This window comes from Pseudomonas sp. NC02 (genome assembly GCF_002874965.1).
Lineage (GTDB): Bacteria > Pseudomonadota > Gammaproteobacteria > Pseudomonadales > Pseudomonadaceae > Aquipseudomonas.
Map to the genome: position 1 here is coordinate 2,251,570 of NZ_CP025624.1, position 25,724 is coordinate 2,277,293.

The following is a 25,724-nucleotide window of genomic DNA, read 5'->3' on the forward strand; positions in this document are numbered from 1 at the left end:
GTAAACTGCGCCACGTTTTTCGTTGAGTGTTTTCCATGCAAATTGCTTTGGCGCCCATGGAGGGGTTGGTCGACAACATCCTGCGGGACGTGCTGACCCGGGTCGGTGGTATTGATTGGTGCGTGACCGAGTTCATCCGGGTCAACGACCGCCTGCTGACGCCTGCCTATTTCCACAAACTCGCCCCTGAGTTGCTGCACGGTGCCAAGACCGCTGCCGGCGTGCCGCTGCGTGTGCAGTTACTCGGTTCAGACCCGGTGTGTTTGGCGGAAAACGCCGCCCTGGCGTGTGAGCTGGGCTCTCAGGTGGTTGACCTCAACTTCGGTTGCCCGGCCAAGACCGTGAACAAGTCCCGTGGCGGTGCGGTGCTGCTCAAGGAGCCGGAGCTGCTTAACCAGATCGTCGAACACGTACGGCGTGCGGTGCCGGCACATATTCCCGTCACGGCCAAGATGCGCCTGGGCTTCGACAGCCCCGACGGTGCCCTGGTGTGCGCCACGGCCCTGGCCGAAGGCGGCGCAGCGCATATCGTGGTGCATGCCCGCACCAAGGCTGATGGCTACAAACCTCCGGCGCACTGGGAGTGGATCCCGCGTGTGCAAGAGGTGGTCAAGGTGCCAGTGTTCGCCAACGGTGATATCTGGAGCGTTGAAGACTGGCGGCGGTGTCGCGAAATCAGTGGTGTCGAAGACATCATGCTCGGTCGCGGCCTGGTGGCCCGTCCCGACCTGGCCCGGCAGATTGCTGCCGCGCGGGCCGGGGAAGAGGTGGTCGAGATGACTTGGGCGCAGATGCAACCCATGCTCCAGGAATTCTGGCGGCAATCCGTTGAGCAATTGACCGAGCGCCAGGCGCCGGGACGCTTGAAGCAATGGCTGGCGATGCTGACCCGCAACTATCCCGAAGCAGTTGAACTATTTACGCTGATGCGGCGGGAAACCGACCTGGAGCAGGTAGGACGATTGTTAGGGGTGCCTGATTCGGTTGCGCTGCAAAATTGAGTACATATATATAAGCGTTTCAATCCAGTAGGAAAGGGTGCCGTGGGCGCCCTTTTTTTTGCTTGAAATAAGGCCGCGGATCGTTAACAGCGAGTGTTTGTGGGCACGTGACTAGAGCTTTTTGATTGCTTTATATATGTGAGCAAGTTTCTTGTTTGCTACAGAGTCTTGCGGTGTCAGCGGCGCATATTTTTAAGTTTTGTTAGTTGGAGTATGAGGGGCGCGCGCAATAACACAGATATGAATGACTGGCGTGGGTGAGTGATTTCATCAATTTGCCTTAACGGCTGACTGTTGCCTGATATATCCATTTTGCCCACGGCGACCACCGGGTAAGCATGATGTTTTACGGAAAGTCCATAGGATAAAGTCTCTATTTTCATTTGATTTCCTTATGTGAAGGTCGATTTTCGGAACCCGATGCTCGCAACACCCACGAAAGTAGGGAGTGTGCAGCACTCGGGTTTGTTTCCAGTCCAGAACCTGGACGGTCTGTTTGCAGACCGCTGAAGGAGTTTTGGCAATCACTGAATAAGGATTTGTTTATGTCTAATTTGTCGGTCAATAATTTCCCTCGCTTGACTAATGACTTCAATCAGCAGAATGCAGACCTGCCAAAGTCTGTCGACAAGAGCGCCGGCGAAATCCGGGCGAATACGCCCGGCACAGTATTGAAAAACAATCCCGCCGTGGTGACGGATGGAACCGTCACCTTCAACAAGGATGCACTCGAGAAGTTGTTCGAGTTGTTTGAATATGCATTCAAGGCCATAAGGAACATGCTGTCCGGGCAGGGCGGGATGCCCAAGTTGGTACCCGATGCTGGCCCGCTGCCTAAACCCGAAAAGAGTAGCGATACTCCGGTGAAGGATAAGGCGGACAGTAAATCGAATGTGCCGGACACTGCGACCAAGGACAAGGCGGGGACTGACTCGCAAGTGCCGAACACTGTAGCCAAGGACAAAGCCGAGACCAACTCGCCGGTATTGAACACTGCACTCAAGGACAAGTCCGGGCCCAACCCTGAGGTGTCGGTACAGAAAGACAAGCCAGCAAACAATCCAGCGGTCCCGAGTTCCGAGGTTAAGGTAACGCCTAAACCTCTGCCAGAGCCCCGCAGGCCAGACCCCGCATCGGGCAAGGACGTGCAGCCGAACAGCCGGAGCAGTTCCGACGTGAACGTCACGGTCCAAGTGATGAACTGCCATTGTCCTCACCCGGATGCAACGAAGCCGGTCCCGCCTAAGCCCGATGCACCGGTCCCGCCGAAGCCGGACGTGCCGGTCCCGCCTAAGCCCGATGCACCGGTTCCGCCGAAGCCGGACGTGCCGGTTCCGCCGAAGCCCGATGCACCGGTCCCGCCGAAGCTGGACGTGCCGGTTCCGCCGAAGCCCGATGCACCGGTCCCGCCGAAGCCAGACGTGCCGGTTCCGCCGAAGCCCGATGCACCGGTTCCGCCGAAGCCGGACGTGCCGGTTCCGCCTAAGCCCGATGCACCGGTTCCGCCGAAGGCCGACGTGCCGGTTCCGCCTAAGCCCGATGCACCGGTTCCGCCGAAGGCAGACGTGCCAGTTCCGCCGAAGCCCGATGCACCGGTTCCGCCGAAGGCAGACGTGCCAGTCCCACCGAAGCCCGATGCCCCGGTCCCGCCGAAGCCAGACGCTCCGGTCCCACCGAAGCCGGATGCGCCTAAACCAGATGCTCCGAAGCCGGATAAGCCGGAGCCGGACATCACTTCGCCAGGGCCGTCTGAGGATTTCTTTGAGTTCGAAACCAGCGGCAGGCGTCGAGCGTTCGACAACGACTGGCGGTTTAATCCCGGCCGCCGGATAAGCAGGTAAGTCGGCCACTTCCTCAGTTTTTTTCAACAAGGCGCTCCCGATAAAAACCGTCGGGGGGCCCTTGATGAAGGATGGTTATATGTCTTGTTCAGAAATCAATAATGCGGGCGCGGTCAGAAACTATTATCAACATTCGCAAACCGGCAACACACCAGGACGATCGGTTCCCGTGCAGCCGGTATTCGTTAATAACCAAGTCCTCTCATCGTTCGGTAATAACGATCAAAGTACCGTTGGGAACACAGCCAGCGACACCCCGCTGTTAGCAAAGCTCCTCGAACTGTTCACCCAGTTTTTTACACAGTTGCAAGGCCTGCTGGCGGGCAAGGAACTGGCGAATACAGTGGCGACCAAGGTAACGCCTGCGCCCCCGCCGGCAGTGCTGCCCAAGCCGGATGCACCCCTGCCGGATCCAACACCGCAGCCGCTTCCTGATCTGTCCGATAAGCGCAACGGCGCCAAGCCGGCAAATATATGGAACGGTTTTCGCCAGGGCCCTGACGGTAATTGCGTGACCATTTCGGCGATCAAGGCGGCGATGGCGAAGTTCGGTCAAAGCCCGACCGATATCTTCAAGTCTGTTCAAGCCAAGGGTGATGGCTATCACATTGTCATGCGTGACGGGTACGCGCTGGATTTGAGCAAGGATGAATTGGCCCAAGCCAGGCGTGGCTCGAAGTTTGTCCCGATGCGCGATCCCGGCATGCTCAAGGATGCGCACTTTCTATTTGCCGTCAGCGCCAAGCGAGCGATGCTGGAAAACAATGACGGGACTGCAGGCAGGAGCTTTCAATCCGCGATAAACAGCCTCAACGACGGTGAGGACGAAACGGGGCCCGGGGAAGGCTTCAAGCGTCTGGGCTTGCGCCAGCATATGAAAGAAGTTCCGGTCAGTGCGTTTGCTGATAAATCATTGATCGGTATGGTCAACAGGAGCAGGCACTCTGTAGCAGTGGTTGATGGGTGTGAGGAGATGTATGGGACTAAAGCGGGAAGACCGCGGTTTGGACGGGCTATTGCATTGGTTGGCTAACGGGCCGTCCATAAAACAGTAAGAAGATGATCGTTGCTGCGCAACACGTTAAATCTATAACTAGATCTTGTTGAACTTATTATCTGACTGAGTGCAGTTCATCGCGTGCAGAAAATACTGTATGCCGTGTTCATGCACTTTCTTTTTATGCCTGAACGCAGTGCACAAGTGCCAGGTTACCACGGGCTGTTGTGTGTTCGCCCTTTAAAGGAGTGCTCCATGATTACGATGAATACGGGTTATGCAATGAGTACGGCGGTCCATCATCCTGCGCGTGTATACGGGGGCGAAAATAAATCCGTCGACAGTGTAAGTACTTTGAATTCTACCGAGCGACAGTTCGGTGAACATTTTGATACGAGCAGCCATTCTGCTGTTATCCAGATGATGATATCGACCTTCGGTCCTGCGCGCGCTGATCTATTTGATGAAGTAAAGCGCGTTGGCTCGGGGTATGACGTTACGCTGAAAGACGGTTATAAGTTGCATGTTTCCGATCATGAAGTGCATGGCACTGCGTCAGCGTCGAGATTTGTCGGTGGTGATGCCAGTACAGTGGAAAACGCGAATTTCGCATTGGCTGTCTTCGTCAAGCGCAAACAATTGTCCAGTTCCGACAGCCGTATCAGCAGCAGCTTTAACGCGGCCTTGACCACGTCCTTACAGGGTGAGACTGCATCGAACCTGCTCAAGGGCATGGGCATGGGCCGTTTTATGCAGCAGATCCCTTCGGAGCAACTCGTCGGCAGGAACTCCGTCGGCGTCATGGAGGCGCATAACTTCGGTGCCGCGTTGATTCGGGATGGGGTGGCGCATCGGTTTGACCGTCAATATCGCCCCGACCGTCCCTACGTCTACGTGCTGGACAAGGAGGGGCAAACGGCTAAGCCGGTCGAGCGAGATGTGCCGGTTGCTCCGGTCGATGTTCCCCGCGTCGATACGCCGTCCACCCGGCGTGGCCGCAAGCCCGTTGACATTCTCCGCGGATTTAACGCGGCCGAGCGAGGATTCGGTGAGGTTGTTGATGGCAGCAGCCATGCCTGCGTCATAAAAATGATGATGATGAGGTTTGGTCCAGACGCCACGGATATGTTCGAGAAAGTCAGCCCGGCGGGAGACGGTTATGACATCACGATGAAGGACGGTTTCGAACTGCATTTTTCCCGGCAAGAGTTGCAGCAAGCGACCACGGCCTCGCGTTTCGCTGGGAACAACCCCGACGCGGTGAAGCAGGCCAACTTCATGCTGGCGGCGTACACGAAGCGCAAGCAGATGACCCGCGGTGACCAGGACCCTGGGGCATCGTTTGAAAAGGTTTTATCGAACACGCTCAAAGGCGATACGGAATACCGCGTGTTGAAGGGCTTGGGCATGACTGGCTTCTTGCGCATCGTGCCACCCGCCAAGATGCAGGAGCAGGGCGCGGTGGGGGTGGTCAGTACTTTTGGCTATTCGAGTGCCTTGGTACTGGATGGCCTGCAGCACAGCAATGGTGACAAGCCATCTATCGTCAAATCTTATGGCTACATGCTCGCCGAGGAGGTACCGGACGGAGTGCCCGTTGGTTCAAGCACGCGGCCCCCACCTATTTCCAATGTACCGGTCGGGGTCAAGCCTGGGGATATCTGGCGTGGATTCTATCAAGGCGTCGAGGGGAACTGTGTCACGGTATCGGCGATCAAGGCGGCGATGATGAAGTATGGGCAAAGTCCCCGGGGCATCTATAAAAACATCACCGAGACCCGCGACGGTTACACCGTGACGATGCGCGATTCCAGCAAGGTCAGCTTGACCCATGCAGAACTGAAAACAGCCCGGGAACACTCGAATTTCAAAGGCACCGACGCCGGCCTGCTCAAGGATGCGAATTTCCTGTACGCCGTCAGCGCCAAGCGGGCGCAAATGGAGAACCACGAGTTTCGTGCCGGCGAGAGCTTTGAAGCGGCGATGAGCACGCTCAATGATGGCGAGACCCCTGGTGATGCACTGCGGCGTCTGGGTTTGTTCGCCTTTACCCGAAGCAGCAGCGTCCAGGCGCTGGCAGATGGTGCAACCGGCACGTTGGCGAACTTCATGCATTCTGTTGTCGTCGTTGATGGGGCTTTTGATGATTACGGGTATAAACACCCACTGAAATCATCAAGCTGGATGGATGAAGAGGGCACCGCGCTAACGCTGGTTTAGGTTTAAAGGTGCAGAGTTTGAGAAACACAGGCCACGAGATCTCGTGGTCTTTTTTCTGCGCGCAGAAAAGACAAGTCCGATGGTGGCCGGCTGCATATGCCTTGCAATCTGTGTCCGCATAGGTAGTTGGCCTCGGCTACTCTCATCGACTCTGGAACCTCCTGGTCATGGATGAAATTCAACAGCATTGGCTGTATGCCCTGTCTGCTCCCATGGTGTCCATCAACCCTGGCGCCGGTTATCTCGAGGCGCCGCCCAGCAGCGCCGGGGAGTGCTTTGCATCCTGCATGTTCGGTGCGTCCGAAAATGGAAAGCACTTGAACCTACAGGCTCAAAAAGCAGCTGCCCATCAGGAAAATCCGGTGCAACTTATTCCGATGAAGTGGCCTGGGGCATTCGCTTCAGTACCTGCCTGAACCCTTCCACCGGCAAGGGCCGACTGTGCAGATACCCCTGATACAAATGACACCCAAGCCCCTGCAAAAACGCCAGTTGCTCAGGGGTTTCCACTCCTTCGGCAATGACGTCCAGGTTCAAGCTGCGCGCCATGGCCACAATGGCACGGATGATCTCCGCATCGTTGGGGTCATGGGTGGCGTCGCGCACAAACGACTGGTCGATCTTCAGCGCATCCACCGGCAGGCGCTTGAGGTAGGTCAGCGACGAATAGCCGGTGCCGAAATCATCCATCGCAAAACTCACGCCGAGCTTTTTCAGGCGGCGCATTTTGCTGATGGTGTCGTCCAGATTCTGGATCACGATGCCTTCGGTGATCTCCAGCTTCAGCAGGGTATAAGGCAGGTGGTGGTTGCGCAGGCTGCGTTCTACCCGTTCGACAAAATCATTCTGGCGAAACTGCCGCGGGCTGATGTTGACGCACAGGCTGAAGTTCAGCGGGTCTACCAGCCCCTCGGCAATCAACTGCGCGAAGGTGCTGCAGGCTTCGTCGAGGATCCAGGTGCCCACTTCAAGGATCAGGCCGCTGTCTTCCAGGACCTTGATGAATTCCGTCGGGGACTGTGCGCCCAACTGCGGATGTTGCCAGCGCACCAGGGCCTCGGCGCCGACGATGGTGTTGCCGCGCGCATCCACCTGGGGTTGGTAATGCACGCTGAACTCACCGCGGGACAGGGCCAGGCGCAGGTCGGTTTCCATGCGCAGCCGCTCGCTGGCGGTTTTCTGCATGCTGTTGTGGAACATCTGGATGGTGTTGCGCCCTGAATCCTTGGCCCGGTACAGGGCGATGTCGGCACGCTTGAGCAAATCGGCCGGGGTTGAGCCGTGATCGGGGATCAGCGCCACGCCAATGCTCGGGGTGACTTGCAGGCGGTGGCCATCCAGGAACATCGGTTCGGATAACAGTTCGCGCAGGGTATCGGCCAGCTCCTGGACTTGAGTGCTGACTTGCGGGCGTGTGCCTTCCAGGCCGCTGAGCAGCACCACAAACTCATCGCCGCCCAGGCGTGCCACGGTGTCTTCCATGCGCACACTGGCTTCTAGGCGTGCAGTGACGATCTTCAGCACCGTGTCGCCGACCGGGTGGCCGAGGGAATCGTTGATGTGCTTGAAGTGGTCCAGGTCGAGAAACAGCAGGGCGCCCCGCAGGTTGTGGCGCTTGAGCAGGGCGATCTGCTGGCTCAGGCGGTCCATCAGCAGGGCGCGGTTGGGCAGGTTGGTCAGCGGGTCGTGATAGGCCAGGTGGCGAATCTGCGCCTGGGCGTTTTTCAGCAGGCTGACGTCCCGGGCGGTCAGCAACAGGCAGGGGGTTTCATTGAGGGTGATGGGCTCCACCGACACTTCAACCGCCAGCACTTCGCCGCGCTTGTTGTGCCAGAGCATTTCCAGGTGATGAATGCGGCCCTTGATCTGCAACTCGGCCAATAACGCCGCGCGCTGGTTTTCATCGGCCCAGATGCCGATCTGGTACAGCGTCAGGCCGATCGCTTCTTCGGCGCGGTAGCCGGTGAGGCGGCAGAAGCCGTCATTGACCTCCACGTAGCGCCCGGTATCGCGCTCGGTGATCGACACCGCATCGGGGCTGGAATGAAAGGCCTTGGCGAACTTCTCTTCGCTGGCCTTGAGCGCCGCTTCCGAGCGCTGTTGTTGGGTGATGTCCCGCAGGGTGGTGACGATGCAGGGTTGGTCGCTGACCTGGATCAGGCGGCTGGATATCACACAGTTCAGGGTCTGGCCGTTCTTGTGATGAACGGTGATTGCCACGTTGCTCAGGGATTGTTCGCGGATCACCTGCTCGATGCGCTGCAGGCGTTGGCTGGACTCCTCCCACAAGCCGATCTGCTCGGCGTTGTTGTTGAGCACCTCGGCGGCGGTCCAGCCGAAGGTCTGGGTGAAGGCCGGGTTGATCTCGATAAACTGGCCGGTCTCCAGGCGCGTCACGCAGATTGGGTCGGGGCTGGCGAGGAACAGGCTGGCGAATTTTTCTTCGGATGCGATCAGGCGCTGCTCACGTTCAACCTGGTCGGTGATGTCGAGCAGGGTCCCGGCCATTCGCAACGGTACGCCCGTGTCATCGCGATACAGGCGGGCGCGGCTTTCCAGGTAGCGCGAACTGCCGTCTTCCAGTTGCACGCGGTAGGTCAGTTGGTAGTTGCCCGCCGGGCCTTCGCGCAGGGTGCGGTAGGCGTTGCGCATGCTCTCGCGCTCTTCCTGGGGCATGCCTTCAAAGAAGGCCTCGAAGGATTCGTGGAACGGTTGGGGTTCCAGCCCGTGCAGTTGGGCGGCGCGGGCCGAGCCATAGAGCATGCCGCTGGGGATGTGCCAGTCCCAGGTGCCCAGTTGCGCCGAGTCCAGGGCAAGGTCCAGGCGTTCCTGGCTGTCCTTGAGGGCCTGCTCGGCATTCTTGCGCTCGGTGGTGTCGAGGAAGGTGCTGATCAGGTAGTCCTCGCCGTCCAGCTCGACTTTCTGGGCGCTGAGGGTGCCATCGTGGACCTGCCCGTTGCTGGCGCGAAACTGCACTTCCATGGTGATGGGGGCGCCTTTGCGCTGGGTGGCCTTGACCAGATGCGCGCGTTGTTCCGGGTGTACCCAGAGGCCCAGCTCCAATGTGCTGCGGCCAATGGCATCGGCCAACGGCCAGCCGAACAGGCTTTCGAAATACTGGTTGGCTTCGCTGATCAGGCCGTCCGCCTGGCGGGTCAGCAGGACCATCAGCGGGCACAAATGGAACAGGGTGGCGAAGCGCTTTTCCGAATGGCTGAGGGCGTGTTCGCGCTCGCGCTGGTGGGTGATTTCGCGGATCACCCCGATCATTCGCCGACGCCCGGCCTTGTCCGGTAGCAGGCTGCCGTTGATTTCCAGCCAGTGCAGGCTGCCATCGGGCCATTGGATGCGGTGGTGCATGGCCTGGACAGCGGGTTCGCCGGCCAGCACCGCATGAAAGGCCCGGACCACCTTGGCGCGGTCCTCGGGGGCCAGCAGGTCCAGGTACTCCAGGTCTTCAGGCAGCGGCTGGCGCGGGTCGAAGCCGAACAGGGCCTGAGTGCCTCGGGACCAGCTGATCCGGCCGGTATCGATTTCCCAGCTCCAGGCGCCCAGCCGGGCAGCGTTGAGCGCCGCCAGCAGTTGCGGCGCGCTGTCCCAGCTTTGCTCCGCCTCCTGTGGGTCCAGCGCGTAGATGCGGGGCAGGGGTGGCACGGTATCGACGGGGTTGCGCATTATCAAAGGGCCTTGGCTCGATGGGCGTTCGGCGCGGGTTCCACGGTCTACGGGCCACGGCGATTCAAGCCTGATTCCCTGGCAGATCGACCTGTGCATCCAATAGGCTCATGAAAGCCCGCGCAGCGTTCGACAGCGTCCTTTCGGTGTGCACGATATAGCCTAGCTGGCGACTGAGCTGTATGCCCGGCAAAGCGATGCGTGCCACCTGGTCATCGAGCATGGTGCGCGGCAATACGCTCCAGGCAAGGCCAATGGAGACCATCATCTTGATGGTTTCCAGGTAGTTGGTGCTCATGGCGATGTTTGGCGTCAGGCCCTGGGCCTCGAACAGCCGCTGCACGATATGGTGGGTAAAGGTGTTGCCGCCGGGAAACACCGCCGGGTGCCGGGCGATGTCCGCCAGGCTGACGCTGCCGTTGCTGATCAGGCTGTGTTCCGGCGCCACCACGAAATCCAGTGGGTCGTCCCACACCGGGGTGGCCCGCACCAGCGTGTGGGGTTCCGGCGCCAGGGTGATCACGGCCACTTCGGCGCGGCCATGGAGGATTTCTTCGTAGGCCACTTCCGAATCGAGAAACTGAATGTCCAGCGCGACATTCGGGTATTCCCGGGTGAACGTGCGCAGGACCGGTGGCAAGCGGTGCAGGCCGATGTGATGGCTGGTGGCCAGCGTCAGGCGCCCGCTGACTTCGCCGGTCAGGTTGGTCAGGGCGCGGCGGGTGTCGTCCAGTACATTGAGAATCTGATACGCCCGGGGCAGCAGCGCCCGTCCGGCTTCGGTGAGGCCGACTTCACGCCCCAGCCGGTCGAACAGGCGCACCTTTAATTGTTGCTCCAGGCCGGCGATGCGCTTGCTGATGGCCGGTTGGGTCAGGTGCAGGCGTTCACCGGCACCGGAGAAGCTGCCGGTCTCGGCGATGGCGATAAAGGCATTGAGGTTGGCCAGGTCCATTGTGCTATTCCAGTTGGTAATCCAAAGCATAAAAAATATGAATTTGAGTTATTTAATGTAGCGCCATACCATCAGCCTCACAAGCCAAAGGGTTATTGAATCGTTCAAGGCCCGGGGCATAGAAACACCTGATGAGGACCGCGTGATGGCCGGCAAAACGCTTTACGACAAGCTTTGGGATTCCCATGAAGTGAAACGGCGCGATGATGGGTCGTCGCTGATCTACATCGACCGTCACATCATCCATGAAGTGACCTCGCCCCAAGCGTTCGAAGGCCTGCGACTGGCCGGGCGCAAGCCTTGGCGCGTCGACTCGATCATCGCCACCCCGGACCACAACGTGCCGACCACCCCGGAGCGTAAAGGCGGGATCGACGCCATCGTCGACACCGTGTCGCGCCTCCAGGTGCAGACCCTCGATGATTACTGCGACGAATATGGCATCACCGAATTCAAGATGAATGACGTGCGCCAGGGGATCGTTCACGTGATCGGCCCGGAGCAGGGCGCCACCTTGCCTGGCATGACCGTGGTTTGCGGTGACTCCCACACCTCTACCCACGGGGCGTTTGGCGCCTTGGCTCATGGTATTGGTACCTCCGAGGTGGAGCACGTATTCGCCACCCAGTGCCTCGTCGCCAAGAAGATGAAGAACATGTTGGTGTCGGTGGAAGGTGAATTGCCTTTCGGCGTCACTGCCAAGGACATCGTCCTCGCCGTGATCGGCAAGATCGGCACCGCCGGCGGTAACGGCCACGCCATCGAATTCGCCGGCAGCGCGATTCGCGACCTGTCCATCGAAGGCCGCATGACCATCTGCAACATGTCCATCGAAGCCGGTGCCCGCGTGGGCATGGTGGCGGCGGACGAAAAGACCATTGCCTACGTCAAGGGTCGCCCGTTCGCACCTGCCGGTGCTGATTGGGACGCCGCTGTCGAAGCCTGGAAAGACCTGGTTTCCGACGCCGATGCGGTGTTCGACACCGTGGTTACCCTCGATGCCGCCCAGATCAAGCCGCAAGTCAGCTGGGGCACCTCGCCGGAAATGGTGTTGGCCGTTGACCAGAACGTGCCGGACCCGGCCAAGGAAACCGACCTGGTCAAGCGTGGTTCCATCGAGCGCGCCTTGAAGTACATGGGCTTGAAAGCCAATCAGGCGATTACCGACATCCAGCTGGATCGCGTGTTCATCGGCTCCTGCACCAACTCGCGGATCGAGGATTTGCGCGCTGCGGCGGTGATCGCCAAGGGCCGCAAAGTCGCCTCGACCATCAAGCAGGCGATCGTGGTGCCAGGTTCGGGCCTGGTCAAGGCCCAGGCTGAAGCCGAAGGCCTCGACAAGATTTTCCTCGAGGCCGGTTTTGAATGGCGTGAGCCGGGTTGCTCGATGTGCCTGGCGATGAACCCGGACCGTTTGGAGTCGGGCGAGCACTGCGCGTCCACCTCCAACCGTAACTTCGAAGGGCGTCAGGGCGCCGGTGGCCGTACCCACCTCGTCAGCCCGGCCATGGCTGCTGCGGCTGCCGTCAACGGTCGTTTCATCGACGTTCGCGAATTGATCTGAGGAATACCCGATGAAAGCTTTTACTCAACACACCGGTTTAGTCGCGCCGTTGGACCGTGCCAACGTGGACACCGACCAGATCATTCCCAAGCAGTTCTTGAAATCGATCAAGCGCACCGGTTTTGGTCCGAACCTGTTCGACGAGTGGCGCTACCTGGACGTGGGCTACGCCTACCAGGACAACTCCAAGCGCCCGCTGAACAAGGACTTTGTGCTCAACGCCGAGCGTTACCAGGGCGCCAGTGTATTGCTGGCCCGGGAAAACTTCGGTTGCGGCTCCAGCCGTGAGCACGCGCCGTGGGCCCTGGAAGAATATGGCTTTCGCAGCATCATCGCGCCGAGCTACGCCGACATCTTCTTCAACAACAGCTTCAAGAACGGCTTGCTGCCGATCATCTTGAGCGATGCCGAAGTGGATGAGTTGTTCCAGCAGGTGGAAGCCGATGTGGGCTACCAGTTGACCATCGACCTGGCGGCGCAGACCGTGACCCGTCCGGACGGCAAGGTGTATCACTTTGAAGTGGACGCCTTCCGCAAGCACTGCCTGATCAATGGCCTGGACGACATCGGCCTGACCTTGCAGGACGGCGATGCGATTGCCGCGTTTGAAACCAAACACCGGGCCAGCCAGCCTTGGTTGTTTCGCGACGCTTGATTCCATGTAGACCGGACTGGCCCCTTCGCGAGCAAGCCCGCTCCCACATTTGATTGCATTTCAACTGAAGGAACTCGGTCGAATGTGGGAGCGGGCTTGCTCGCGAAAGGGCCAGCAACAGCAACACAAAAACCAGGGACATCATCATGACCAGCACCGCCCACACCCAAGTCGTGCAAAAACAATTCGGCGAACAGGCCTCGGCCTACCTGAGCAGCGCAGTACATGCTCAAGGCACCGAGTTCGCGCTGCTCCAGGCCGAACTAGCCGGGCAGGGCGCTGCACGACTGCTGGACCTGGGTTGCGGCGCCGGTCACGTGAGTTTCAACGTGGCACCGTTGGTTAAAGAAGTGGTGGCGTACGACCTGTCCCAACAGATGCTTGACGTGGTCGCCGCCGCTGCCGTGGACCGTGGCCTGGACAACATCCGCACTGTGCACGGCGCCGCCGAGCGCCTGCCGTTTGCCGATGGCGAATTCGACTTCGTGTTCAGCCGCTACTCGGCGCACCATTGGAGCGACCTGGGCCTGGCCCTGCGTGAAGTGCGCCGGGTGCTCAAACCGGGTGGCGTGGCCGCTTTCGTGGACGTCTTGTCACCGGGCAGCCCGCTGTTGGACACTTACCTGCAAACCGTCGAAGTGCTGCGCGACACCAGCCACGTGCGTGACTATTCCGCCGGCGAGTGGATGCGCCAGCTCAGCGAAGCCGGTTTGCATGTGCGCAACAGCAGCCGCCAGCGCCTGCGCCTGGAATACACCTCGTGGGTCGAGCGCATGCGCACCCCAGAGGTATTGCGTGCTGCGATCCTGGAGCTGCAAAAGGCGATGGGCCAGGAAGTGCGCGATTACTTCGAGATTCAAGCCGACGGCACCTTCAGCACCGACGTGCTGGTGGTGTGGGCCGAACGCTGATTAATTTTTCCCGACCTGCCCACGGGCGGGTCGCTTGATGAAATGAGGAACGCATGAGCAAGCAGATTCTGATTCTCCCTGGCGACGGCATTGGTCCGGAAATCATGGCCGAAGCGGTCAAGGTGCTGGAAGTGGCTAACGCCAAGTACAGCCTGGGCTTCGAACTGAGCCACGACGTGATCGGCGGCGCGGCCATCGACAAGCACGGCGTGCCTCTGGCCGACGAAACCCTGGAGCGTGCCCGCGCAGCCGACGCCGTGCTGCTGGGCGCCGTGGGTGGCCCGAAGTGGGACAAGATCGAGCGTGACATCCGCCCTGAGCGCGGCCTGCTGAAGATCCGTGCGCAACTGGGCCTGTTCGGCAACCTGCGCCCGGCGATCCTTTACCCGCAACTGGCGGACGCTTCCAGCCTCAAGCCGGAAATCGTCGCGGGCCTGGACATCCTGATCGTCCGCGAACTGACCGGCGGTATCTACTTCGGCTCGCCACGGGGCGTGCGCGAGTTGGAGAATGGCGAGCGTCAGGCCTACGACACCCTGCCGTACAGCGAGAGTGAAATCCGCCGTATCGCCCGTGTCGGTTTCGACATGGCCCGTGTGCGTGGCAAGAAGGTCTGCTCGGTGGACAAGGCCAACGTATTGGCGTCCAGCCAGCTGTGGCGTGAAATCGTCGAGGAAGTCGCCAAGGACTACCCGGACGTCGAGCTGAGCCACATGTACGTCGACAACGCCGCCATGCAGCTGGTGCGTGCACCGAAGCAGTTCGACGTGATCGTCACCGACAACCTGTTCGGCGACATCCTGTCCGACCAGGCCTCGATGCTCACCGGTTCCATCGGCATGCTGCCGTCGGCCTCCCTGGATGCCAACAACAAGGGCATGTACGAGCCGTGCCACGGTTCGGCGCCGGACATCGCCGGGCAGGGCATTGCCAACCCGTTGGCGACCATTTTGTCGGTGTCGATGATGCTGCGTTACAGCTTCAACCTGACCGACGCCGCTGATGCCATCGAGCAGGCCGTGAGCCTGGTGCTCGACCAGGGCCTGCGCACTGGCGACATCTGGTCCCAGGGTTGCACCAAGGTCGGTACGCAAGAAATGGGCGACGCAGTAGTCGCCGCGCTGCGGAATCTGTAATCTCTCGGGCCCGCTTGCAGATGTTGCTGCAAGGCGGCCCACTTTTGAACAAGGTGTAGTTGCGATGAAACGTGTAGGTCTGATCGGTTGGCGCGGTATGGTCGGTTCCGTGCTCATGCAGCGGATGCTGGAAGAGCAGGATTTCGATCTTATTGAGCCGGTGTTTTTCACCACCTCCAATGTAGGTGGTCAAGGGCCGTCCGTGGGCAAGGACATTGCTCCGCTCAAGGACGCCTACAACATTGAAGAACTGAAGACCCTCGACGTCATTCTGACCTGCCAGGGTGGCGACTACACCAGCGAAGTCTTCCCCAAGCTGCGCGAAGCCGGCTGGCAGGGTTACTGGATCGACGCCGCTTCCAGCCTGCGCATGCAGGATGACGCGGTGATCGTGCTGGACCCGGTCAACCGCAAGGTGATCGACCAGCAACTGGACGCGGGCACCAGGAACTACATCGGCGGCAACTGCACCGTCAGCCTGATGCTGATGGGCCTGGGCGGCTTGTTCGAAGCCGGCCTGGTGGAGTGGATGAGCGCCATGACCTATCAGGCGGCCTCTGGTGCCGGCGCGCAGAACATGCGTGAACTGATCAAGCAAATGGGCGCGACTCACGCCGCTGTCGCCGATCAACTGGCTGACCCGGCCAGCGCGATCCTCGACATCGACCGCCGTGTGGCCGAGGCCATGCGCAGCGAGGCCTACCCGACCGAAAACTTCGGTGTGCCATTGGCCGGCAGCCTGATCCCGTGGATCGACAAGGAACTGCCTAACGGCCAGAGCCGTGAAGAGTGGAAGGCCCAGGCCGAGACCAACAAGATCCTCGGTCGCTTCAAGAGCCCGATCCCGGTGGACGGTATCTGCGTGCGCATCGGCGCCATGCGTTGCCACAGCCAGGCGTTGACCATCAAGCTGAACAAAGACGTGCCGATCGCCGATATCGAAGGGCTGATCAGCCAGCACAACCCTTGGGTCAAGCTGGTGCCGAACAACCGTGATATCAGCATCCAGGAACTGAGCCCGAACAAGGTGACCGGTACCCTGAATGTGCCGGTTGGCCGTCTGCGCAAGCTGAACATGGGGACGCAGTACCTGGGCGCGTTCACCGTCGGCGACCAACTGCTGTGGGGCGCGGCTGAGCCGTTGCGTCGCATGCTGCGGATCTTGCTGGAGCGGTAATCGCTGCTGGTCATTGGAAACCCGCGTTCTGGTGACAGGCGCGGGTTTTTTATTGCGCGCTCGGGCCTCTTCGCGAGCAAGCCCGCTCCCACATTCGAGCGAGTTTCTTCAGTTGAAATGCGATCAAATGTGGGAGCGGGCTTGCTCGCGAAGAGGCCATCAGCCACACCACAACCCCCAGGTTAATTGCCTCACCCCCAGCCACCCGGTAAAGTGCCGCTCCCCCCGCAATGCCCGAGGCAGCCCCCATGACCCAGACCTTTGATATTGCCGTGATCGGCGCCACCGGCACCGTTGGCGAAACCCTGGTGCAGATCCTCGAAGAGCAGGACTTCCCGGTAGGCAGCCTGCACCTGTTGGCCAGCAGCGAGTCGGCCGGGCATTCGGTGCCGTTTCGTGGCAAGAACGTGCGGGTGCGGGAAGTCGATGAATTCGATTTCAGCAAAGTCCAACTGGTGTTCTTCGCCGCCGGCCCTGCGGTCACCTTGAGTTTTGCCCCGCGCGCCACCGCTGCGGGCTGCACCCTGATCGACTTGTCCGGCGCCTTGCCGGCCGATCAGGCGCCGCAGGTAGTGCCGGAAGCCAACGCGCAGATCCTCGATGGCCTGAAAAAACCTTATCAGGTCAGCAGCCCAAGCCCGTCGGCGACTGCCCTGGCCGTGGTGCTGGCGCCACTGCGCGGCTTGCTGGACATTCAGCGCGTCAACGTCACCGCCAACCTCGCCGTTTCCGCCCAGGGCCGTGAGGCTGTCAGCGAACTCGCCCGGCAGACCGCCGAGTTGCTGAATGTGCGCCCGCTGGAGCCGAAGTTCTTCGACCGGCAAATGGCCTTTAACCTGCTGGCCCAGGTCGGCAAGCCTGACGCGCAAGGCCACACTGCCCTGGAAAAACGCCTGGTGCACGAATTGCGCGCCGTGCTGGAAATGCCTTTGCTAAAGATTTCCGTCACTTGCGTTCAAGCCCCGGTGTTTTTTGGCGATAGCCTGACTGTGTCACTGCAATTGGGGGCAGCGGTGGATCTCGCTGCCGTCAACCGTGCCCTGGACTCGGCACCGGGTGTCGAGTTGGTGGAAGAGGGCGATTACCCCACGGCTGTGGGCGATGCGGTCGGTCAGGACGTGGTCTACGTGGGCCGGGTTCGTGCCGGTGTTGATGACCCTGCGGAACTAAATATGTGGCTGGCGTCAGATAACGTACGCAAAGGGGCGGCACTGAACGCCGTACAGCTGGCGCAGTTGTTGATAAAAGGCCTTGTGTAAAAGATACTTGGCGGCAATTTGTAGATTGATTCTAGCCAAGCGCTATGCTTGGCCCCAAGCTGGAAAAATTGCGCGTCGGTGACCTATCGGCTCGCCATGCCTAATGGCAGCGGTTACCCACCTTCTCGCCGGCCGGGGAGTGTTCAAAAAGGATGAGGCTATGGTTCAAGTTCGCAAACTGGTGTTAGCAATAGCGGCCGCCTCGGCGCTGTCCTCCGGTATGGCGCAAGCACTGCAGCTTGGGGAGATGACCCTCAAGTCGAAGCTGAACCAGCCGCTGTCGGTGGAAATCGAGTTGCTCGATGTCGGTGGCCTGACCGCCTCCGAGATCACCCCCAGCCTCGCGTCGTCCCAGGCCTTTGTGGATGCGGGCGTCGATCGCCAGGCGTTCCTGAACGACCTGACCTTTACCCCGGTGGTCAATCCCAACGGCCGCAGTGTGGTGCGTGTCACCTCCAGCAAGCCGCTGCCGGATTCCTACGTGCGTTTCCTGCTGCAGGTGCAATGGCCCAACGGTCGCCTGATGCGCGACTACAGCGTGTTGCTGGACCCGGCCAAGTTCGACCAGTCGACCCCGGCCGCCGGTGCACCTGCACCCACGCCACGCTTGAGTGCGCCTGCGACGACGGCTCCGGCAGTCACCAAGGCCAAGGAACACACCACGACTTCCCGTGACACCTTGTGGGAAATCGCCGCGAAAAACCGCAATGGCGCCTCGGTGCAGCAGACCATGCTGGCCATTCAGGCGCTGAACCCTGACGCCTTTATCGACGGCAACATCAACCGCATGAAAACCGGCCAGGTCCTGCGCCTGCCGGATTCGGGGCAAAGCACCAGCCTGCCGCAGCCCGAGGCGATTGCTGAAGTGACGGCGCAAAACGCGGCGTGGCGCGAGGGCCGCCGTGGCGGCAATCAGCTCGCCGGCAAGGCGCAGCTGGATGCGACCAAGCGTACCCAGGCGGGTAATGCACCGTCGCAGACCAATACCAAGGACAATTTGAGCCTGGTCTCGGCCGAAGCGGCCAGGAAAGGCGGGAAGGGCGCGGCGGGCGACAGCCGGGCCTTGAACAACAAGCTGGCGGTGACCCAGGAAAGCCTGGATTCGACCCGTCGCGAGAACGAAGAACTGAAAAGCCGCATGGCTGACCTGCAAAGTCAGCTGGACAAGCTGCAGCGGCTGATCGAGCTCAAGAACAACCAGCTGGCCAAGTTGCAGACCCCGGGTGGCGCTGCGGCGCAGCCTGCTGCAACGGCGGCGATGCCGGCCGAGCTGGCTGCACAACCGGCGGCGCCGGCAACGGCAGCTCCGGCAGCAACCCCTGCGGCTGCGCCGGTCGAGACCCCGGTCAAGCCGGATGCGGCGCCTGCCAGCACTGAAGGTAAATTCAATGACCTGCTGACCAACCCGATCGTGCTGGGGGTGATCGGCGGCGCAGCGGGTTTGCTGGTGCTGTTGCTTCTGCTGCTGTGGGCCCGTCATCGCAATGCGCGCCTTGAAGAAGAAAAGCACCTGCGCATGGCGCGGGCCCTGGCTGAAGAGCCGGAATTTGCGCCGAACATTGATCACGACCTGCCATCTGACAGTTTCGAAGGCCTTGATGTACCGCCGCCGAACGTCAAGCTGGCTCCAGCTCCAGCTCCAGCTCCAGCCCCGGCGGCGGTGGTTGCCCCGGTGATTGCGCCGGTGGTCGCACCTGTTGCTGTGCAGCGTCCGACCGACGCCCTGGCGCAAGCCCAGTCGCATATCGACCGTGGCCACCTGAACCAGGCTGCGGAAGTGCTGGAAGATGCAATCAAGCAAGAGCCCGCCCGCAGTGACCTGCGTCTCAAGCTGATGGAAGTCCACGGCTTGCAGGGTAACAAGGACGGATTTGTCACCCAGGAGCGCCAGTTGGTCGCCAATGGCGACAACCATGCCCAGGTCGAACAGCTGAAAAGCCGCTTCCCGGCCATGGCCGTGTTCGCAGCAGGCGTCAGCGCTGCCGTTGCCGCTGCCGCTCTCGACGCCCAATACGTCAAGGACCTGCTCAAGGACGACCCGGCACCGCCTGCACCTGAGCCTGCGCCGGACGCGTTTGACACTGACTTCGACCTCAGCCTGGACGATCTGGAGGCTGCTTCGCCAGCTGTGGTCCGCCCGACGTCGGACGACGACCTGAGCTTTGAATCGGTGCTGCAACAGCAGACCGAGGCCAAGGCCAGCGCGGAAGACCTCTCGGATTTCGACCTGGACCTGCAACTCGATCCACCCTCGTCGACCCAGTCAGACGACGACTTCCTCTCCGGCCTTGAAGACCAGATGAAGGACCTGCCGCCGGTAGAGCCGCCGACACTGACGCCGGCCGACCTGGATGACCTCGACCTGCCTGAGGATTTCGACCTGTCCCTGGCCGACGAACCCGAGGCGCCTGCAGCGGCCAAGCCGGACGCGTTTGCGTCGGAGCTTGATGATGTCAACGCCGAGCTGGATCGCCTGTCGCAAAGCCTGGAACATCCGCCAATCGAACCGTCCTTCACCGCCGACGACGCGGCGTTGGGTGGCGATGAGCCGGAATTCGACTTCCTCTCGGGTACCGACGAAGTGGCCACCAAGCTCGACCTGGCGCAGGCCTACATCGACATGGGCGATGCCGACGGTGCGCGGGACATTCTTGGCGAGGTGCTCAAGGAAGGCGATGACGGTCAGAAGGGCGAGGCCAAGGAAATGCTCAGCCGGCTGGCTTGATACGCGCGGTAAATACAACGGCAGCCTTCGGGCTGCCGTTTTGCCATCCAGGCACCAAACCCATGGCGTCCCAGGCGCACGGCCTTATAATGGCCGCCTTTGCGCAACTCATCGGGCTCTCAGTTCTTGGCAAATATAGATAACGCGGCCGCCGAAATGGCGGCCGCAGGCTTTTTCAGAATCGCCCTGGGCGTGGAATACAAAGGCTCGCGCTATCGTGGCTGGCAACGCCAGGCCTCCGGTGTGCCGACGGTGCAGGAAACCCTGGAGAAGGCCCTGTCGAAAGTCGCCGACTCACCGGTGTCGCTGATGTGCGCCGGGCGGACCGATGCCGGCGTGCACGCTTGCGGGCAAGTGGTGCACTTTGACACTCAGGCCGAGCGCTCGATGAAGGCATGGGTGATGGGCGCCAATATCAACTTGCCCCACGACGTCAGCGTCAGTTGGGCCAAGGTAATGCCGGCGGACTTTCACGCGCGCTTCAAGGCCATCGCCCGGCGTTATCGCTATGTGATCTACAACGATCAGATCCGCCCGGCCCATCTCAACGAAGAAATCACCTGGAACCACCGCCCGCTGGACGCCGAGCGCATGGCCGAGGCGGCCCAGCATCTTGTAGGTATCCACGATTTCAGCGCGTTCCGTGCCGGCCAGTGCCAGGCCAAGTCGCCGATCAAGGAAGTCCATCACCTGCGGGTGACGCGCCACGGCAAGATGATCGTGCTGGATATCCGCGCCGGCGCGTTCCTGCACCATATGGTGCGCAATATCGCCGGGGTGCTGATGACCATCGGTACCGGCGAACGCCCGGTGGAATGGGCCAGGGAAGTCCTGGAAAGCCGGATTCGCCGTACCGGCGGCGTCACGGCGCATCCGTTCGGCCTGTACCTGGTGGATGTGGAGTACCGCGACGAGTTCGAATTGCCCCAGCGATTCATCGGGCCACACTTCCTCACAGGTTTCAGCGAACTTGGCGGCTGACGCCCTCAAAAGCATTTGTTACCATCCGGGACTTTCCCGGACACGCCCTGAGGTTTCATCGACATGTCTGCCGTTCGCAGCAAGATTTGCGGGATTACCCGCATAGAAGACGCGTTGGCGGCGGTCGAGGCGGGGGCCGATGCCATCGGTTTCGTGTTTTATGCCAAAAGCCCGCGGGCGGTGAATGTGTTGCGGGCGCGGGCGATCATTGCCGCGTTGCCGCCGTTCGTGACCACCGTGGGGTTGTTCGTCAACGCCAGCCGCTGCGAGCTCAATGAAACCCTCGACGCCGTGCAACTGGACATGCTGCAGTTCCATGGCGATGAGAGTCCGGACGAGTGCGAGAGCTACCAGCGCCCGTACATCAAGGCGCTGCGGGTCAAGGCCGGGGACGATATTGCTGCGGCATGCGCTGCCTATGGCGGGGCTCGCGGGATTCTTCTCGACACCTACGTCGAAGGCGTTCCCGGTGGTACGGGCGAGGCGTTTGACTGGTCGTTGATTCCCGAAGGGTTGAGCAAGCCGATTATCCTCGCGGGCGGCCTGAATCCGGACAACGTGGCCAGTGCCATCCAGCAGGTTCGGCCGTATGCCGTGGACGTCAGCGGTGGGGTAGAGCAGGGCAAGGGCATCAAGGATCACGCAAGGATTCGCGCATTCATGCAGGCCGTGCGCGACAGCAGCGGGACGATGTGACGGCTGGCAGTCTGCCGCCGTCCATAACTACCACTGTGTAAAACAGCCCGGCGCCGCCTGTGGGAGGCCCGGAAATGAAGTGGCAACCCTGCACGGCAGGTTGTCTGGAAGGCTGAGGGCACAGGCAGGAAATGGCTGGTCGAACGTCTGACCCCGTCCAGTTTGTGTCATCGCCACATATGAATTTAGCTCAAGGGCATACGCGGGGCTGTGTTCAAGCCACCGGTACTGGAGAAAGAAAGCATGAGCAACTGGTTAGTAGACAAACTGATCCCTTCGATCATGCGTTCCGAGGTGAAGAAAAGCTCGGTTCCTGAAGGTCTTTGGCACAAGTGCCCATCCTGCGACGCGGTGCTGTACCGCCCGGAGCTGGAAAAGACCCTGGACGTTTGCCCCAAGTGCAATCACCACATGCGTATCGGCGCCCGCGCCCGCATTGATATTTTCCTCGACGCCGATGGTCGCTCCGAACTGGGCGCTGACCTGGAGCCGGTTGACCGTTTGAAGTTCCGCGACGGCAAGAAGTACAAGGACCGCCTGACCGCGGCCCAGAAGCAGACCGGTGAAAAGGACGCGCTGATTTCCGTCAGCGGCAAGCTGCTAGGCATGCCGGTGGTGGTTTCGGCCTTCGAATTCTCCTTCATGGGCGGCTCGATGGGCGCCATCGTCGGTGAGCGTTTCGTACGTGCCGCCAACTACGCGCTGGAAAACCGTTGCCCGATGATCTGCTTCGCCGCCTCCGGTGGTGCGCGGATGCAGGAAGCACTGATCTCCCTGATGCAAATGGCCAAGACCTCCGCGGTACTGGCGCGTCTGCGCGAAGAAGGTATTCCGTTCATCTCCGTGCTGACCGACCCGGTCTACGGCGGTGTGTCCGCCAGCCTGGCGATGCTGGGTGACGTGATCGTCGGTGAGCCGAAGGCGCTGATCGGCTTTGCCGGCCCGCGTGTTATCGAGCAGACCGTTCGCGAAAAACTGCCGGAAGGTTTCCAGCGCAGCGAGTTCCTGCTTGAGCACGGCGCGATCGATCTGATCATTCCGCGCGGCGAACTGCGTCCGCGCCTGGGTAGCCTGCTGGCGCAAATGATGGGCCTGCCGACACCTGTGTACGTCGCGCCTAAAATCGAGCCGATTGTCGTGCCACCGGTGCCTGCAAACATATGACCCAACGTACCCTGGGCGAATGGCTCGCCTACCTTGAGCAGTTGCATCCGTCAGCCATCGACATGGGCCTGGAGCGCTCGCAACAGGTAGCGGCCCGCCTCGGGTTGGGCCGGCCGGCGCCGCGTGTGATCACGGTGACCGGCACCAACGGCAAGGGCTCTACCTGCGCCTTTGTCGCGGCCTTGCTGCAAGCCCAGGGCCTGAAGGTCGGCGTGTACAACTCGCCGCACCTGCTGCGCTACAACGAGCGGGTGCAGCTCAATGGCGTCGAAGCCACTGACGAGCAACTCTGCGAAGCCTTCGCCGCACTTGATGCCGGGCGTGGCGAGATTTCCCTGACCTATTTCGAGATGGGCACCCTGGCGGCGTTCTGGCTGTTCGAGCGTGCGCAGCTGGATGTAGTGGTGCTGGAAGTCGGCCTGGGTGGGCGTCTGGACACGGTCAACGTGGTGGATGCCGACCTGGCGCTGATTACCAGTATTGGCGTCGACCATGCGGACTACCTGGGTAACACCCGTGAGTCCGTGGCCTATGAAAAAGCCGGGATCTTCCGCCAGGGCAAGCCTGCACTGTGCGGCGACCTGGACCCGCCGCATACCTTGCTGGACAAGGTGCGCGAGCTGGATTGCCCGTTCTTCCTGCGCGGGCGTGATTTCAATCTCGAGATTGGCGACCAATTCTGGCAATGGCGCGGGCTTGACGCGCGTGGTCAAACTGTTGAGTTGCGCGACTTGCCACTGCTGAACCTGCCGATGGAAAACGCGGCGCTCGCGCTGCAAGCCTACCTGTTGCTGGATTTGCCCTGGCATGCCGAGCAGATTGCCGCTACGTTGCAGGCTACTCGCGTGGTGGGGCGCCTTGACCGGCGCACGTTCGACTGGGAGGGCAAGCGCCTGAACCTGCTGCTGGACGTGGGGCATAACCCTCACGCCGCTGAATACCTGGCCAGGCGCCTGGCACGCACGCCGCCCGCCGGTCGCCGCCTCGCGGTGTTCGGGTTGTTGTCCGACAAGGACCTGGACGGCGTGGTTGCACCCTTGCTGGGCGACGTCCAGGCCTGGGCGGTTGCACCGCTGGATACGTCCCGCAGTCGTCCTGCCATCGAGTTGCAGGTTGCCTTGCAGAACCTTGGCGCGTCCGTGACGTCCCATGCAAGCGTGACAGCCGCCCTGGAAGCCCAGTGCGCGGTTGCGACGCCTGAGGATGAGATTCTGTTGTTCGGATCATTTTATTGTGTTGCCGAGGCGCTCGAATGGTTGGCCCGGCGCTCCACGGAGGAAGCTGCACATGGCATTACTGGATAGCGCATACAAGCAGCGAATGGTTGGAGCCCTGGTCCTGGTGGCGTTGGCGGTGATTTTCCTGCCGATGCTGTTTTCCCGTCAGGATGAGCAGCGCCAAGTGACCGTTGAAGCGCCAGCTGCGCCCCAGGCGCCTGCGGTGCCTCAGGTTCAGGTTGAGCCGGTGGTGGTTCCCGAGCCGCAAGCGCTGCCGGAAGAAGAGCCGGTGCCGACCGATGACGAAGTGGCTGCACAGCAAGCGCCGTCGATGCCGGTGCAGCCGAGCGTGCCGGTGGTTAAGCCTGCGCCTGCTGCTCCTGCAGTTGCTGCGAAGCCTGCGGCGCCGGCGCCAGCACCAAAACCTGTGGCCCCGCAACCTGCGGCACCGGGCAAGCCGGACGTGGGCCAGAGCCGTATTGACCCGAATGGCTTGCCGATCAGCTGGTCGATCCAGCTGGCCAGCCTGGCTAACCGCGAAAGTGCTGATGCGTTGCAGAAGAAGCTGCGCACCCAGGGTTACAACGCCTATATCCGCAGCGCCGATGGCAAGAACCGGGTATTCATCGGGCCGCTGATCGAGCGGGCTGAAGCCGATCGCCTGCGGGACCTGTTGGATCGCCAGCAGAACCTCAAGGGTTTTGTGGTTCGCTTCCAGCCCGAAAAAGGCTGAGGCTGCAAGGATTCAAGCTGGGATGCGGTCAATGTGGGAGCGGGCTTGCTCGCGAAGCGGCGTATCAGTCAGCAGATTTATTGGCTGCCCCACCGCCTTCGCGAGCAGGCCCGCTCCCACAAGTGTTTTGGGTGTGCCGCAACAGGCCGGTTTCCCCTATAACTCATTGATTTCAAATGCACTGCCAATCACAGCTTACCGATAGCCCAGCGCTCTGCTAAAATGCGCCGCCTTATCCGTCTGTAGGCTGAACTGTGCCATTTACCTGGGTTGATTGGGCGATCGTTGCAATCGTCGCCATCTCCGCTTTGATCAGTCTGAGCCGCGGCTTCGTCAAAGAAGCATTGTCGCTGCTGACATGGATCATCGCAGGAGTTGTAGCCTGGATGTTCGGCGGTTCATTGTCTGTCTACCTGGCCGGATACATCGAGACACCTTCGGCTCGCGTCATCGCGGGCTGCGCCATCATGTTCATCGCCACGTTGTTGGTGGGGGCAATGGTCAATTATCTTATCGGCGAATTGATACGCGTCACCGGCCTCTCCGGGACCGATCGATTTCTCGGCATGGCCTTCGGCGCCGCGCGTGGCGGCTTGCTGGTGGTCGTGGCGGTCGGGCTGTTGAGCCTGGGGCCGGTACAGCAGGATTCGTGGTGGCAGGAGTCGGTACTCGTGCCAAAATTTCTATTGGTTGCAGATTGGTCCAAAAACCTCATTTTGGGGTGGAGCAGTCAGTGGCTGGCCAGCGGGATCAGCGTACCCGCTGATCTTCCGTTCAAGGAACACCTCTTGCCGGCCAAAACGCCTCAGTAAGTTGT

21 protein-coding genes are annotated in these 25,724 nt (G+C 60.9%); 18 read left to right on the forward strand and 3 right to left on the reverse strand.

All coding sequences use genetic code 11. From position 1 onward, the window contains the following. Positions 1 to 35: 35 nt before the first annotated feature. Entirely contained in the window at positions 36 to 1,001 is a 966-nt protein-coding gene (locus tag C0058_RS10580; protein ID WP_003214454.1) for a tRNA-dihydrouridine synthase, read from the forward strand. A gap of 176 nt (positions 1,002 to 1,177) precedes the next feature. Here C0058_RS10580 and C0058_RS32600 read toward each other — a convergent pair whose 3' ends face one another. Then, positions 1,178 to 1,384 (reverse strand): hypothetical protein, encoded by a 207-nt coding sequence (locus C0058_RS32600; RefSeq protein ID WP_134326072.1) that lies wholly within the window; start codon positions 1,382 to 1,384, stop codon positions 1,178 to 1,180. A 162-nt stretch (positions 1,385 to 1,546) separates the two neighbouring features. On the opposite strand from C0058_RS32600, the gene C0058_RS10585 reads away from it, so the two are divergent. The 4 genes from C0058_RS10585 (at position 1,547) to C0058_RS32605 (ending at position 6,475) form a co-directional block, all read left to right on the forward strand. Continuing rightward, positions 1,547 to 2,842 carry an adhesin gene (locus tag C0058_RS10585; protein ID WP_174717777.1) on the forward strand — a complete coding sequence of 432 codons (1,296 nt, stop codon included), beginning with the start codon at positions 1,547 to 1,549 and terminating at the stop codon, positions 2,840 to 2,842. A 64-nt stretch (positions 2,843 to 2,906) separates the two neighbouring features. Continuing rightward, positions 2,907 to 3,875 (forward strand): hypothetical protein, encoded by a 969-nt coding sequence (locus C0058_RS10590; RefSeq protein WP_256344218.1) that lies wholly within the window; start codon positions 2,907 to 2,909, stop codon positions 3,873 to 3,875. 219 nt (positions 3,876 to 4,094) lie between these two features. Next, positions 4,095 to 6,059: a hypothetical protein gene (locus C0058_RS10595; RefSeq protein WP_102368521.1), complete on the forward strand. Its 1,965-nt coding sequence runs from the start codon at positions 4,095 to 4,097 to the stop codon at positions 6,057 to 6,059. 167 nt (positions 6,060 to 6,226) lie between these two features. Further along, positions 6,227 to 6,475, forward strand: a complete 249-nt coding sequence (locus tag C0058_RS32605) for a hypothetical protein (RefSeq protein ID WP_158660278.1) — start codon at positions 6,227 to 6,229, stop codon at positions 6,473 to 6,475. Here the strand turns inward: C0058_RS32605 and C0058_RS10600 are convergent. After that, a complete protein-coding gene (locus C0058_RS10600) occupies positions 6,429 to 9,734 on the reverse strand; it encodes a bifunctional diguanylate cyclase/phosphodiesterase (RefSeq protein ID WP_102368522.1) in 3,306 nt (1,101 codons plus the stop codon). The genes C0058_RS32605 and C0058_RS10600 overlap by 47 nt on opposite strands. A 64-nt stretch (positions 9,735 to 9,798) precedes the next feature. After that, positions 9,799 to 10,689, reverse strand: coding sequence for a LysR family transcriptional regulator (locus tag C0058_RS10605; protein ID WP_003212656.1), 891 nt, complete (start codon positions 10,687 to 10,689; stop codon positions 9,799 to 9,801). A 145-nt stretch (positions 10,690 to 10,834) separates the two neighbouring features. Here C0058_RS10605 and leuC point away from each other — a divergent pair, with 145 nt between their 5' ends. The 13 genes from leuC to C0058_RS10670 all read left to right on the forward strand — a co-directional run bounded on the left by leuC (position 10,835) and on the right by C0058_RS10670 (position 25,719). After that, positions 10,835 to 12,253, forward strand: a complete 1,419-nt coding sequence (gene leuC, locus C0058_RS10610) for a 3-isopropylmalate dehydratase large subunit (protein ID WP_008438759.1) — start codon at positions 10,835 to 10,837, stop codon at positions 12,251 to 12,253. Between the two features lie 10 nt (positions 12,254 to 12,263). Next, positions 12,264 to 12,908, forward strand: a complete 645-nt coding sequence (gene leuD, locus C0058_RS10615; RefSeq protein ID WP_003212660.1) for a 3-isopropylmalate dehydratase small subunit — start codon at positions 12,264 to 12,266, stop codon at positions 12,906 to 12,908. A gap of 146 nt (positions 12,909 to 13,054) precedes the next feature. Further along, the gene (locus C0058_RS10620) at positions 13,055 to 13,819 is read left to right on the forward strand and encodes a class I SAM-dependent methyltransferase (protein WP_003212662.1); all 765 of its coding nucleotides are present in this window, start codon (positions 13,055 to 13,057) and stop codon (positions 13,817 to 13,819) included. 53 nt (positions 13,820 to 13,872) lie between these two features. After that, positions 13,873 to 14,955 carry a 3-isopropylmalate dehydrogenase gene (leuB, locus tag C0058_RS10625; RefSeq protein WP_003212664.1) on the forward strand — a complete coding sequence of 361 codons (1,083 nt, stop codon included), beginning with the start codon at positions 13,873 to 13,875 and terminating at the stop codon, positions 14,953 to 14,955. 64 nt (positions 14,956 to 15,019) lie between these two features. Then, the gene (gene asd, locus C0058_RS10630) at positions 15,020 to 16,132 is read left to right on the forward strand and encodes an aspartate-semialdehyde dehydrogenase (RefSeq protein WP_003212667.1); all 1,113 of its coding nucleotides are present in this window, start codon (positions 15,020 to 15,022) and stop codon (positions 16,130 to 16,132) included. Positions 16,133 to 16,380: 248 nt separating this feature from the next. Continuing rightward, on the forward strand, positions 16,381 to 17,391 hold the full coding sequence (locus C0058_RS10635) for an aspartate-semialdehyde dehydrogenase (protein WP_003212668.1): 1,011 nt from the start codon (positions 16,381 to 16,383) through the stop codon (positions 17,389 to 17,391). 160 nt (positions 17,392 to 17,551) lie between these two features. Beyond that, entirely contained in the window at positions 17,552 to 20,116 is a 2,565-nt protein-coding gene (locus C0058_RS10640; protein WP_102368523.1) for a FimV/HubP family polar landmark protein, read from the forward strand. 156 nt (positions 20,117 to 20,272) lie between these two features. Continuing rightward, the gene (truA, locus tag C0058_RS10645) at positions 20,273 to 21,097 is read left to right on the forward strand and encodes a tRNA pseudouridine(38-40) synthase TruA (RefSeq protein ID WP_003212671.1); all 825 of its coding nucleotides are present in this window, start codon (positions 20,273 to 20,275) and stop codon (positions 21,095 to 21,097) included. Between the two features lie 63 nt (positions 21,098 to 21,160). Then, entirely contained in the window at positions 21,161 to 21,793 is a 633-nt protein-coding gene (locus tag C0058_RS10650) for a phosphoribosylanthranilate isomerase (protein ID WP_102368524.1), read from the forward strand. Positions 21,794 to 22,036: 243 nt separating this feature from the next. Then, positions 22,037 to 22,957, forward strand: coding sequence for an acetyl-CoA carboxylase, carboxyltransferase subunit beta (gene accD / locus C0058_RS10655; RefSeq protein WP_003212675.1), 921 nt, complete (start codon positions 22,037 to 22,039; stop codon positions 22,955 to 22,957). Further along, on the forward strand, positions 22,954 to 24,261 hold the full coding sequence (gene folC, locus C0058_RS10660) for a bifunctional tetrahydrofolate synthase/dihydrofolate synthase (protein WP_008438745.1): 1,308 nt from the start codon (positions 22,954 to 22,956) through the stop codon (positions 24,259 to 24,261). The genes accD and folC overlap by 4 nt, the downstream gene beginning before the upstream one ends. Continuing rightward, positions 24,245 to 24,907 (forward strand): SPOR domain-containing protein, encoded by a 663-nt coding sequence (locus tag C0058_RS10665; protein WP_087693954.1) that lies wholly within the window; start codon positions 24,245 to 24,247, stop codon positions 24,905 to 24,907. Before folC ends, C0058_RS10665 begins: the two co-directional genes overlap by 17 nt. A 254-nt stretch (positions 24,908 to 25,161) precedes the next feature. After that, a complete protein-coding gene (locus tag C0058_RS10670) occupies positions 25,162 to 25,719 on the forward strand; it encodes a CvpA family protein (protein WP_003212681.1) in 558 nt (185 codons plus the stop codon). Positions 25,720 to 25,724: the final 5 nt, after the last annotated feature.

Excerpts from the sequence above, each read along its gene's own strand:
- C0058_RS10580 (WP_003214454.1), top strand. The coding sequence starts at position 36 with ATGCAAATTGCTTTGGCGCCCATGGAGGGGTTGGTCGACAACATCCTG.
- C0058_RS32600 (WP_134326072.1), bottom strand. The coding sequence starts at position 1,384 with ATGAAAATAGAGACTTTATCCTATGGACTTTCCGTAAAACATCATGCT.
- C0058_RS10585 (WP_174717777.1), top strand. The coding sequence starts at position 1,547 with ATGTCTAATTTGTCGGTCAATAATTTCCCTCGCTTGACTAATGACTTC.
- C0058_RS10590 (WP_256344218.1), top strand. The coding sequence starts at position 2,907 with ATGAAGGATGGTTATATGTCTTGTTCAGAAATCAATAATGCGGGCGCG.
- C0058_RS10595 (WP_102368521.1), top strand. The coding sequence starts at position 4,095 with ATGATTACGATGAATACGGGTTATGCAATGAGTACGGCGGTCCATCAT.
- C0058_RS32605 (WP_158660278.1), top strand. The coding sequence starts at position 6,227 with ATGGATGAAATTCAACAGCATTGGCTGTATGCCCTGTCTGCTCCCATG.
- C0058_RS10600 (WP_102368522.1), bottom strand. The coding sequence starts at position 9,734 with ATGCGCAACCCCGTCGATACCGTGCCACCCCTGCCCCGCATCTACGCG.
- C0058_RS10605 (WP_003212656.1), bottom strand. The coding sequence starts at position 10,689 with ATGGACCTGGCCAACCTCAATGCCTTTATCGCCATCGCCGAGACCGGC.
- leuC (WP_008438759.1), top strand. The coding sequence starts at position 10,835 with ATGGCCGGCAAAACGCTTTACGACAAGCTTTGGGATTCCCATGAAGTG.
- leuD (WP_003212660.1), top strand. The coding sequence starts at position 12,264 with ATGAAAGCTTTTACTCAACACACCGGTTTAGTCGCGCCGTTGGACCGT.
- C0058_RS10620 (WP_003212662.1), top strand. The coding sequence starts at position 13,055 with ATGACCAGCACCGCCCACACCCAAGTCGTGCAAAAACAATTCGGCGAA.
- leuB (WP_003212664.1), top strand. The coding sequence starts at position 13,873 with ATGAGCAAGCAGATTCTGATTCTCCCTGGCGACGGCATTGGTCCGGAA.
- asd (WP_003212667.1), top strand. The coding sequence starts at position 15,020 with ATGAAACGTGTAGGTCTGATCGGTTGGCGCGGTATGGTCGGTTCCGTG.
- C0058_RS10635 (WP_003212668.1), top strand. The coding sequence starts at position 16,381 with ATGACCCAGACCTTTGATATTGCCGTGATCGGCGCCACCGGCACCGTT.
- C0058_RS10640 (WP_102368523.1), top strand. The coding sequence starts at position 17,552 with ATGGTTCAAGTTCGCAAACTGGTGTTAGCAATAGCGGCCGCCTCGGCG.
- truA (WP_003212671.1), top strand. The coding sequence starts at position 20,273 with ATGGCGGCCGCAGGCTTTTTCAGAATCGCCCTGGGCGTGGAATACAAA.
- C0058_RS10650 (WP_102368524.1), top strand. The coding sequence starts at position 21,161 with ATGTCTGCCGTTCGCAGCAAGATTTGCGGGATTACCCGCATAGAAGAC.
- accD (WP_003212675.1), top strand. The coding sequence starts at position 22,037 with ATGAGCAACTGGTTAGTAGACAAACTGATCCCTTCGATCATGCGTTCC.
- folC (WP_008438745.1), top strand. The coding sequence starts at position 22,954 with ATGACCCAACGTACCCTGGGCGAATGGCTCGCCTACCTTGAGCAGTTG.
- C0058_RS10665 (WP_087693954.1), top strand. The coding sequence starts at position 24,245 with ATGGCATTACTGGATAGCGCATACAAGCAGCGAATGGTTGGAGCCCTG.